Here is a 9,683-nt window from a genome sequence, read left to right as displayed (position 1 = left end):
ACAGAGCTCAGGGGTTTTTTTATGGCAGTGGCTTTGGTTAGATGTTGACCATGTTCAGCTCGTGCACGGGGGCTTCTTCGCTGAACTCAAAGCTGGCATCGTTAAAGCGGGGCGGCCCCATGCGGCCGGTAGCGTTGTTGGAGGTACCAACCGGTTCACGCGGGATGCCCAGCCAGTTGGTGCGCAGCCGATCGTTGCTGTCCAGATCATGAAAGACCTGAATGGCATATCGGCCATACGGCAGGGGCAGGGCGACTTCCGGGTTGGCTTTGACTTCGGCAGCATCCACCACCAATCGCAGCGCCATCTCGTCGGCTTTATCGGACAGCCAGTGTTGCTCGTTGCTGTACACTTGCACCACCACCTTGCCTTGCCCGGAGGCAATGCCGTTGATCCGCAGCAGCAAGGTGTCTGCCAACAAAGTGGGAGCAAGCAGTAGGCTAGTGGCTGCCAGCAGGGCGTGCAAGGGCTTTCGGATCCGCGTCATTAGTCACTCCTTGGATTATTTCATCGAAAACTGCATCTCGAATTGATATTGATCGGGCCGGTAGAGCGCGTACATGTGATCTATCAGCTGACCGCTGTCATCGAACATGGAGCGATCCAGCACCAACAAAGGCCGGCCGACCGGGACTTCAAGAAAAGCGCCGGTGTCGCTGTTGGACAAGGTCGCAGTGACCGACTGCTCGACTTTATCCAGCGCAATGTTGGACTTTCTGAAAATGTCGATCCGCGACATTTTGCAGATGTTCTCTTCGGTGTACAGATCGCCGATATCGCGTGTCCAGCTGACAAAGTAGCCAAAGGGTTTGCCATCGGCGTAGCGCAGACGCACTGACTGGATCAGGGTGTCATTCGGGCCGGTGCCAAAGCGCTCCTGAATGTCCAAAGGTGGCACCAGCCGGGCAAAGGTCAGGGATTTCACCACGGTTTCCTGGCCCATCACTTTTAAACTATCCAGCAAAGCCGTTAAGGGCGCTTGCAAATGCTCAGCCCGGTGTTTGTAAGCAACATGGGACCCTTTGCCGCGCTGACGCACAATGTAGCCTTCAGCGGCCAGCTCATCCATCGCCCGCTTGGCGGTAATGCGTGATACTCCAAAGGCTTCTGACAGTTGATGCTCGGTCGGCATTTTCTCACCGTGCGGAATATCGCCATGATGAATTTTTTCTTTTAAATACAAATACACCTGATGGTAGAGCGGGGTGGGGACATTTTCCCACAAGGCAGATTTTAACCGGGAGTCTGCTAACAGTTCTTCAAATGTCATACCTGATTGTTTTCCTTGGTTTCAAAAAAATTCGATGTTGAACGACAGACTGCAACTAAGAAATGATATATCAATAAATCAATATTGACCAGCCTTCAGCTGGGATTTTACGGCAGTTTTGCGCCATTTTTTCCCGTTGCTGGCCGCCTGAAATTCAGTTTTGCCCTTTGTCAATCAGGCCACTATCAGCCTGTGATACAAGATCACATAGGTATACAAGGGCACTTAGGTATACAAGATCCAGCCCGATTTGGATCGCCCATGTTTTATAGAGAAAGCTAAGGAAGCTTTGCTGATGACTGAGTTACTGTTGTTAAAATTTATCCATCTGCTGCTGTTTGTTTACTGGTTGGGGGGCGATCTCGGCACTTTTTATGCGTCACGCTTTCTGGTGCGGCCTGAATTAACGGTGGCGCAGCGCTCAACCGCCTTAACCATCATGATGGGCGTCGATCAAGGACCGCGCTTTTGCATGCCGTTGATGCTGCCGACCGGTATTCATTTAGGAGCCATGTTAGGACTGATACAGCTGTCCGCGCTGGCCATTGCCGCATTTTGGGGGTTGGGACTGGCCTGGTTGGCGATGGTCGTGGTGCTTCATCTGCATCAAGACCAATCCTTTTTGCAGCGCCTTGGACGGGTTGATTTTCATCTGCGCTGGCTGGTGGTCGTGCTCTGTGCGCTGCTGGCGGCGACCGCCTGGTTCGCCGATCCCTGGCTGACCGAGCGCATGGCGGCAAAACTGCTGATCTTTGCTGGCATGGTGGGCTCTGGTCTTGGCATTCGCCTGGCCTTAAAACCTTTTATGCAAGCCTGGGTAGCGATGCAACGGGACGGCGTGCAGCCGCAGCATGATCAAGCCATGAACAAGGCGCTGGCTGTGGCGAGGCGTTATGTCTTTGCGATTTGGTGTGGCTTGCTGGTGAATGCAGCCATTGGTATCCATTTGATTCAAATTTAATGACAGGTTGATGATGAAAGTACTGAGTTCGGATTTATCCCCTTACGCCACCCGGATACGGATGTTGATCGGCCATAAACAGCTGCCCATTGCCATTGAACCACCGGATGTACCGCTGCGTACCCCGGCCTTTGTCCGCAAATACCCCTTTGGTAAGATCCCGGTGCTGGTGCGTGACGATGGCGCTACCTTAGCGGAATCCTGGAGCATTCTGGAGTATTTGGAAAGCAGTTATCCGGAGCCTGCGCTGGCACCAACTGATCCCTGGCAAAAAGCACAAATGAATGCACGGGGACGCTTTGTCGATACCCAGTTGGCCCCGGCCGCTTTTCCGCTGTTTGGCCATTTTCTGGGCCGTCCCGGGGTGGATGTACCCGCGCAAATCAGCCAGCTGCGTCAGGAGCTTGGCAAAGCCAATGTGATTTGGCAGCAGGCAGGTGCCATCAATGAGCGCGGTCTGGATTTGGCAGATATTGCCCTGGCTCCGGTGCTGTACTTTGTGTTGTCTTTGCCGAAAATGCTGGGCGAGCCCGCCGATTTACTGGCAGAGCAGCCAGCATTGCAGGACTGGTGGCAGAAGGTGATGGACGTGGCTGCCATCAAAGCTGGTATCGATGAGATGGCGCTGGCGTTTCAGGCTTTTGCCAAACGCTAATGTTGTTTTTATGCTAAGTTGCTTATTCCCCAATAAAAAAGCCGTGCTATCAAACACGGCTTTTTCTTTATCACACCACTCAGGCGGGGACGACTTCTTCCAATCGGGCGTAGCGGCCGCTGTGAAACACCAGCGGGGCTTGCGGTTTGCTGCAAAAATCCAGCACCCGGCCAACCAGGATCAGATGGTCGCCACCATCGTACTGATGCAGCATCTGGCACTGGAAGCGGGCGCAGTAATCCGGCAACAGCGGGGCGCCGCCCAGCCCTTCCTGGAGCTTGATGCCGTGAAACTTATCGGCGCCCTGACGGGCAAACTGATTGGATAAATCCTGTTGATGCGCGGCCAGCACATGAATGGCAAAGTGCTGGCTCTGACTAAAGGCGGCCAGCGACCAGGCCGACTTGGCAATGCTCCAGAGCACCAGCGGCGGTTCCAGCGAAACCGAATTAAAGCTGCTGGCTGTCATACCAACGGACTCACCTGCTTCGGTTTTGCAGGTGATGATGGTGACGCCGGTTGGAAACTGGCCCAGTGCCTGACGAAATTCACGGCTATCGATCATGGGTGCTTGCATAACATCATCTCCTGCGGGCTAAGGGTTAAGGCTGAACATAACGGGCGTTCAGTACTTGCTCGCCCGGATGCCAGTCCAGCACCCCAAAGGCGGTGTACTGCTCTTTGCCACCGGCGTAAAAATTCCAGATGGCGCATAGGGTGCCTTTGTCATCCAGCAGGGTGTCGCGGCTTTTGATTTTCAGGGCTTCGCCATAAAAATGCTGGGTACTCCAGAGGTAGCGGCCATAAGCCCGGCCATTGCCGAACACATCCGGCCCTTCAAAGCGGTGCACCTGATTGGTACGGCTGCGCCGGTAGCTAAAGCTGCGATCAATCACGCCGGACAATTGTACCCGCACATCGGCACTGGTTAAGGACACCGGGGTGTAATCAATCAGCACGGCAGTGGTGCCGAGCAGCTGCTGCTTGTCGTCGTACACTTCAAATTCGCCACGCCACTGACCAGCGTGTTTCACCGGCAAAATAAAGGGCTTGCTGGCGGCTTGCTGCTCTTGTGCCAGGAAGTTTTCGACAAAAGCCTGGGTATCCGGGTTGCTGTCGTGATCCTGGGTCACCACATAAAGACCATTGAACACCGCCACCAGAGTATCGGCTTCAAACAGCTGCGAGGAGTACACCTGCAAACCGTGGCTTGGCAGGATCAAATTCACCGTGCGTAAGTCGGTGTTCCAGCCCGGCGAATAGTAATTGGAGTCCACCAGCAAACCGTAGGGGCGACCAGAGCCGACAAAATCCGGCCCGCAGTAGATCCGATTGCTGTCGCTGTCGATCACACCAAACTCAAAACGTGCACCGGCGGTATCAAAGCGATTGCGCAAAGGACCGCTGTTCTGAAAATCGGTTTCCATCCAGTAGGTGGTGCGATCGCCTTCAAACACACTGGCACGGTTAACCTTGTTAAAGCCGGTGTGGTTGCCATCGGCATCAAAGACCGAAGGCATACCGTGCCATTCGCCGGTAATGGCTTGTTGAAATTTACTGGGTTGTTTCGTACTTTGTTCAGACATAAAAAAACTTCCTGCATCATGCCGGCAATAACGCCGGACACTGTGAATTGAAAGAGTTGGCCAGAGCGGTCTGGTTGCCGGTTAGGGCATAGCCCAGCAGTTGGCCATCGGCAGTTTTAAACAGCGCCCGCACCCCATCGGCCTGATCCTGCTCGATGTGCCAGTCGCCTGCTGCGTTGGCTGGTGGGGGATTGACCACCACCGGATGCAGGGTGGTTTTCACGGCCACCGGCATCACGCCATAGCTGACCGGGCAGGGGGTGCCGGTCAAGGTACTGGCCAGGGCTTTGACCTGTGCCAATAAAGGCTGGACATAAACCCGCACCAGGCCTGCGACTTCAGCGCAATCGCCGATGGCGTAAATATCCGCGGCTGAGCTTTGCAGGTAACGGTCGACGACGATGCCTTGTTCGGTGCTAAGACCTGCGGCTTTTGCCAGGGCGATGTTGGGACGCACGCCAATGGCAGAGAGCACCAGATCAACGCTCAGACTGTCGCCAGAGACCAATTGTGCGCGAAGGCCATTGGCTGTTTGCTCAATTGCAGTGACACTGGTGTTGAAATGGCAGCGAATACCGGCTTGTTGCATGGCATTGCCAAGGCATTGGCTGGCCGCTGCCGGCAATAAGGAGCGCAGTGGGCCTTGCAGCGTATCGACCAGCTCGACCTGAAAGCCTGCCTGGCACAGATCATTGGCGTACTCGCTGCCAATCAAGCCGGCTCCCAGCACCAGAATACGTTTTTTCTGGCTGGCCTGGGTGCGAAAGCGGGCATAGTCGAGCAAGTCGTTGATGGCATGCAGGCTGTGCACCCCATCGCCTTCAAGCTTTAAACGAATGGGCGCAGCGCCGGTGGCCAGTACCAGTTTGTCGTATTGCAGGCTGGCCCCTGAGCTTAGCTGCAGCACTTTGCGCTTGGGATCCAGCGCCTGAACCTGGGTAAAAATCCGGATATCGGCCTGGTAATCCCTGGCCATCTGCTCGGCACTGTGTTGCACCAGCTCCGCAGCTGTTTTTTGTTTGGCGAAGCCGGTTGACAGTTGTGGTTTTGAATAGGCACTGCCGTCGTCGGCGGTGATCATCACAATGGGGCCGTTATAGTGGGCGGCCCGCAAGGCTTTCAGCAGGTTGTAACCGGCCAGCCCGGTTCCCAGGATCACCAGCGGAGCTTGGTCGGAAACGGCTACCGCTGGGGTAGGCTGGGGCTCATTGCTAACTGGTGCTGAGGCTGCAGGCGCAGCGGCAATGCTTTTTGCCACCATGGCAAAATCTTCCTTGCCGACCCCGCACTCCGGACAGAGCCAATCGTCGGGGATATCCTGCCAGCGGGTGCCGGGGGCGATGCCTTCATCCGGAGCGCCTTTGGCTTCGTCGTACACCCAGCCACAAACCTGACATTCCCAAACCAGAAATTCAGCCATAACCACCTCGCTTTGTTAGCGGCTGCCGTCTGGGCGGGGCAGGGTGCGGTTGCCGCCCCAGAGGGTGGCGACCATCTTGTGGGCAGTTTCTTCCCCAAACAAGCGCTCTGCCAGATTGTTGGCCGGATCGCGCTCGCAAATATTGCGACGGATTTGTTCATCACGCTGCATCAACTGTTGGCGGATCTCCAACGGGGTTTGCTCGGCTTCATCCACCCAGCGCAACCAGCGGTCCAGTCGTTGATGGGCAATGCGTTCTACCAGGTCAATCACATCAGGATCCCGGTCGGCGCAATAGCCGACAGCGGTTGGCGTCATGGCGATGCGGGTATAGAGATCGCGGCTGATAAAAGGTTTGAACCGGGCATCGGCTTGCAGCTGCAGAAACTCTTCGTTGACGTCCTCGTAATACTTGTCGGCGTAATCGATGTCCAGCAGCAAATCGGTTCTTGGAATGTAATCCATGTACAAAAACAGATCCGGGATGGTACCCAAGGCAAAACCAAAGTTCGGTACCAGATACTGTGGCCCCAGACTGATGGTGATGTGCATGTTGGTAAAGCTGGCTTCTGGCGAACCGATGTAGGAGTGGATCAGCCAGTCAATTTCCTTGCCGGAATAAGCTTTCAGGCTGCCTTCGCCGGCGGTGCTGGATAAGGTGCGGTAATCCTGAAAGACTTCACAGCAGGGGTCGAGTTGGGTGTCAAAGCGTTGATGAATGCGGGCAATCATTTTTTCCGTGATGCCCCACAGCCGTTCAAACACCGCTCGGTTGTCGACCGACGGATTTTCTTCCACCAGCTCTATTACGGACTTCAGTACTTTTCCTGTCATCTTTATTCCTTAACGGTCACAGCCATTGAAATTGAAGTTATAATGATATATTAATATAACAAAATATCAATGGCAAGCGGTGATTTGCTATTCCCTTGCGGAAAAATCACTGGTATAAGTGAACCATTGCTTTGTGCTAAACATATAACAATGTGTTTTAGTGAATCAGTCAAATAGGATGGATGCGGATGATTATCAACTTGTGGTACGTGGCAGAGTGGTCCGAAACGGTCAAAGACAAGCCGGTCAAAACCAAGGTATTGGGACAGGACTTAGTGTTGTTTCGCGATCTGACCGGCAAGGTGCAGTGCCTGGCCAATGTTTGTTTGCACCGTGGCGGCTCGCTGGCCGGTGGCTGGGTGAATGAAAAACGCGATTGCGTGGTCTGCCCTTACCATGGCTGGGAATACGACGGCAAAGGCAAGTGTCAGAAAATTCCGTCTGAAGGCAAAGACTTCACCGTGCCACCCCGTTTTCGGGTCGATGCCTACCCGGTGGAAGAGCGCTACGGCATGATTTGGGTCTTTATGGGCGATTTGCCGGAAGAAGAACGCTACCCGATCCCGGATTTGCCGCAGTATGGGGATCCGGAATGGCGTGGTCTGCCGGCCGAATACACCTGGAACGCCGAAGCGGCCAGGGTGGTGGAAAATGGCATTGATATCGCCCATGCATCTTTTGTCCATCCGGTCTTTGGCTATCCCAGCACCGCACCGGATAACTACATCGATAACGTGGAAAAACACGAGTGGTGGGGCCGTTCCACCAATGTGATGTTCCCACCGCAATTAAAAGGTGGCTTTTTAGGGTGGCGCAAGCTGATCCGAAAAGACAAGCAGGAAACCCGGGTGCATCCAGAGTGGCAATTGCCTGGCATGGTGGTTCGCATTCAAATTGACTTGCGCCCCGGCTGGCAAATTGTGATGTTCGATGCCAATACCCCGGTGGATGAACACACCACCCGCACCTTCGCCTGGCAGTTCCGCTCCTTTATGAAGTTTAAAATTTTCGACAAAGGCTCACACAAGCGGCTGGTGACCATCCTGGAAGAAGATGCCCGCATTGTGGAAGCGGCCAATCCGTATTACCTGCCGGAAACCCTGGCCAATGAAGTATCGGTCAAATCCGATAAATTCATGAGTACCTTCCGCATGGCCCGGCGTAAGCTGATTGAAGAAAAAGGCTGGCACATCGACTTGGACAAACGTGATAGCTTCAAAGGCCGTACCGTGCTGACGGTGCCATCGCCGGCCCGGCGTGAGGCGCGGGAAAATGGTCAGAAATGGGTGTTCGATGCAATGCCCACCATACCACCGGTGAAAGAGCCGCAAGCACTGAAAGCTTTTGAAAAAGAAGTGGTGGGGCTGACCACCGACTCGGCCAACTCCAATGAGTCGATTGTTGATTAAGCTGGGTGGTTTTGAACGAAAAGGCTGCTTCGGCAGCCTTTTTTAATAACGTGACTTATTCAACCAAATGCTGCCAGATGTTCGATTGAAAGGTAGCTTCATGCACCGGGCCTTCAGCGCCTCGTGGATCGAGCGGGTGACGCTGTTTGCAGCAGGGTGATAGCCGGGTGCCTTTGGCAGTCAGGGTACGCACCGCTTTGCCGTCACGGTACAGCACCGTATGGCGGATCCGCTGGCCAGGGGCGGTCAGGATAATAAAATCAGGCTCCATGTAGACATCGGTGCCTTGATCCAGTTGCCTGGCGTTGAACGTTAAAATACCGCCGCCACCCGACATGCCAATGTTCTCGTAGGCACCTTTGCCTAAGGGATCAAACACCAGCAAGCCGTCTTTCATCCGGCCGGTAAAGGTTTTGGCGCAGGCTGGCCGGCCGCGAAAGTGCACATTGGTCAGCTTGAGTTCTTCACCATCAAAGTCCAGGTACACCAGATTATCAAAAGGCGACAGGCCCGGCGTGCCGCTGCCAGCCTGGGTATCATCAGCCAGTGGCTGGCCATCCAGCTCAAACAGCTCCACGCTGTCGTGCCAGATCCCACGCATTTGCATCAGGGTATGACCCACGCTGCCTTCAGGAAATTGCATTCGATTCACTCCTTCATTGTTTGGCGTGCTGCTTAAAATTTGTGCTTGCAATCGCCGACCATATTTGTATTAATGTTATAACAATAATAAAGGAGTTTGTCATGAAAAATGTGGTGATTACGGGCAGTACCCGCGGCATCGGTCGGGGACTGGCAGCGGAATTTTTGCGACAGGGCTGCCGGGTGGTCATTTCAGGCCGCCAGCAAGACGCAGTGGATACGGCGGTAGCTGAGCTGGAAGCCAGTTTTGATAGTGCCGAGGTGATTGGCCAGGCCTGTGATGTGGCCGACGCTGGCCAGTTGCAGCAGCTGTGGAATTTTGCGGTGGCGCAGTTTGGCCGGGTGGATATCTGGATCAACAACGCCGGCATCAGCATTGCCCGCAAGCCGCTGGCTGAGCAAACACCGGCCGATTTACTGCGTATTGTGCAAACCAACCTGACGGCGGTGCTGCTGGCCAATCAGCTGTGCATCCGGGAGATGCAGGTGCAGCAGGGCGGAGGCCAGATATGGAATATGGAAGGCTTTGGCAGCAACAACGCCACTCAGCCTGGCATGGCGGCCTATGGCGCGACCAAGCGGGCGGTGACTTACCTGGTGAAATCGTTGCAAAAAGAAGTGAAGGGCACGGCCGTGCAGGTCAATGCACTCAGCCCGGGCATTGTGGTGACCGACTTGCTGCTGAATGACTACGACCAAAGCTCGGAGCAATGGCACAAAGCCCGGAAAATCTTCAATATTCTGGGCGATCGGGTGGAAACCGTCACGCCCTGGTTGGTGCAGCAAATGCTAAAAGAAGGTCGCACCGGCCGTCAGGTGGCCTGGCTGACACCGGCCAAAGCCTTTGCCCGTTTTAGCATGGCCGGCTTTCGCAAACGTGAGCTGTTGCCAGAAAGCTCGTAACCA

11 protein-coding genes are annotated in these 9,683 nt (G+C 54.7%); 4 read left to right on the top strand and 7 right to left on the bottom strand.

The window, feature by feature from the left end:
* Positions 1–37: 37 nt before the first annotated feature.
* Both QWY20_RS16685 and QWY20_RS16680 read right to left on the bottom strand, forming a co-directional pair.
* A complete protein-coding gene (locus tag QWY20_RS16685; protein WP_330130146.1) occupies positions 38–487 on the bottom strand; it encodes a DUF2141 domain-containing protein in 450 nt (149 codons plus the stop codon).
* A gap of 15 nt (positions 488–502) precedes the next feature.
* Complete coding sequence (locus QWY20_RS16680; RefSeq protein ID WP_330130145.1) at positions 503–1,270, bottom strand: GntR family transcriptional regulator; 768 nt, start codon at positions 1,268–1,270, stop codon at positions 503–505.
* 295 nt (positions 1,271–1,565) lie between these two features.
* On the opposite strand from QWY20_RS16680, the gene QWY20_RS16675 reads away from it, so the two are divergent.
* Together QWY20_RS16675 and QWY20_RS16670 are read left to right on the top strand one after the other, a co-directional pair.
* Positions 1,566–2,231 (top strand): hypothetical protein, encoded by a 666-nt coding sequence (locus QWY20_RS16675; RefSeq protein ID WP_330130144.1) that lies wholly within the window; start codon positions 1,566–1,568, stop codon positions 2,229–2,231.
* A gap of 10 nt (positions 2,232–2,241) precedes the next feature.
* Positions 2,242–2,886 (top strand): glutathione S-transferase family protein, encoded by a 645-nt coding sequence (locus QWY20_RS16670; RefSeq protein ID WP_330130143.1) that lies wholly within the window; start codon positions 2,242–2,244, stop codon positions 2,884–2,886.
* A 79-nt stretch (positions 2,887–2,965) separates the two neighbouring features.
* Here the strand turns inward: QWY20_RS16670 and QWY20_RS16665 are convergent, their stop codons facing one another.
* The 4 genes from QWY20_RS16665 to QWY20_RS16650 are packed head-to-tail and all read right to left on the bottom strand — an operon-like array spanning position 2,966 to position 6,726.
* Complete coding sequence (locus QWY20_RS16665; RefSeq protein ID WP_330130142.1) at positions 2,966–3,463, bottom strand: flavin reductase family protein; 498 nt, start codon at positions 3,461–3,463, stop codon at positions 2,966–2,968.
* Between the two features lie 25 nt (positions 3,464–3,488).
* Complete coding sequence (locus QWY20_RS16660) at positions 3,489–4,472, bottom strand: cupredoxin domain-containing protein (protein ID WP_330130141.1); 984 nt, start codon at positions 4,470–4,472, stop codon at positions 3,489–3,491.
* 16 nt (positions 4,473–4,488) lie between these two features.
* A complete protein-coding gene (locus tag QWY20_RS16655) occupies positions 4,489–5,892 on the bottom strand; it encodes an FAD-dependent oxidoreductase (protein WP_330130140.1) in 1,404 nt (467 codons plus the stop codon).
* 15 nt (positions 5,893–5,907) lie between these two features.
* Positions 5,908–6,726 carry a red chlorophyll catabolite reductase gene (locus QWY20_RS16650; RefSeq protein ID WP_330130139.1) on the bottom strand — a complete coding sequence of 273 codons (819 nt, stop codon included), beginning with the start codon at positions 6,724–6,726 and terminating at the stop codon, positions 5,908–5,910.
* A 188-nt stretch (positions 6,727–6,914) separates the two neighbouring features.
* Here QWY20_RS16650 and QWY20_RS16645 point away from each other — a divergent pair, with 188 nt between their 5' ends.
* The gene (locus QWY20_RS16645) at positions 6,915–8,135 is read left to right on the top strand and encodes an aromatic ring-hydroxylating dioxygenase subunit alpha (protein WP_330130138.1); all 1,221 of its coding nucleotides are present in this window, start codon (positions 6,915–6,917) and stop codon (positions 8,133–8,135) included.
* Positions 8,136–8,190: 55 nt separating this feature from the next.
* Here QWY20_RS16645 and QWY20_RS16640 read toward each other — a convergent pair whose 3' ends face one another.
* Complete coding sequence (locus QWY20_RS16640; protein ID WP_330130136.1) at positions 8,191–8,778, bottom strand: hypothetical protein; 588 nt, start codon at positions 8,776–8,778, stop codon at positions 8,191–8,193.
* A 101-nt stretch (positions 8,779–8,879) separates the two neighbouring features.
* Between QWY20_RS16640 and QWY20_RS16635 the strand changes: the two genes are divergently transcribed.
* Positions 8,880–9,680: an SDR family NAD(P)-dependent oxidoreductase gene (locus tag QWY20_RS16635; protein WP_330130135.1), complete on the top strand. Its 801-nt coding sequence runs from the start codon at positions 8,880–8,882 to the stop codon at positions 9,678–9,680.
* Positions 9,681–9,683 lie beyond the last annotated feature (3 nt).

The sequence above is a fragment of the Alkalimonas cellulosilytica genome, assembly GCF_036325985.1.
GTDB lineage: Bacteria > Pseudomonadota > Gammaproteobacteria > Enterobacterales > Alteromonadaceae > Alkalimonas > Alkalimonas cellulosilytica.
This window is presented reverse-complemented; position numbering and strand designations above follow the sequence as displayed.

Bases quoted from the DNA above. Each gene is read 5' to 3' on its own strand.
- QWY20_RS16680 (WP_330130145.1), bottom strand. From the start codon at position 1,270: ATGACATTTGAAGAACTGTTAGCAGACTCCCGGTTAAAATCTGCCTTG.
- QWY20_RS16685 (WP_330130146.1), bottom strand. From the start codon at position 487: ATGACGCGGATCCGAAAGCCCTTGCACGCCCTGCTGGCAGCCACTAGC.
- QWY20_RS16635 (WP_330130135.1), top strand. From the start codon at position 8,880: ATGAAAAATGTGGTGATTACGGGCAGTACCCGCGGCATCGGTCGGGGA.
- QWY20_RS16675 (WP_330130144.1), top strand. From the start codon at position 1,566: ATGACTGAGTTACTGTTGTTAAAATTTATCCATCTGCTGCTGTTTGTT.
- QWY20_RS16670 (WP_330130143.1), top strand. From the start codon at position 2,242: ATGATGAAAGTACTGAGTTCGGATTTATCCCCTTACGCCACCCGGATA.
- QWY20_RS16655 (WP_330130140.1), bottom strand. From the start codon at position 5,892: ATGGCTGAATTTCTGGTTTGGGAATGTCAGGTTTGTGGCTGGGTGTAC.
- QWY20_RS16665 (WP_330130142.1), bottom strand. From the start codon at position 3,463: ATGCAAGCACCCATGATCGATAGCCGTGAATTTCGTCAGGCACTGGGC.
- QWY20_RS16645 (WP_330130138.1), top strand. From the start codon at position 6,915: ATGATTATCAACTTGTGGTACGTGGCAGAGTGGTCCGAAACGGTCAAA.
- QWY20_RS16650 (WP_330130139.1), bottom strand. From the start codon at position 6,726: ATGACAGGAAAAGTACTGAAGTCCGTAATAGAGCTGGTGGAAGAAAAT.
- QWY20_RS16640 (WP_330130136.1), bottom strand. From the start codon at position 8,778: ATGCAATTTCCTGAAGGCAGCGTGGGTCATACCCTGATGCAAATGCGT.
- QWY20_RS16660 (WP_330130141.1), bottom strand. From the start codon at position 4,472: ATGTCTGAACAAAGTACGAAACAACCCAGTAAATTTCAACAAGCCATT.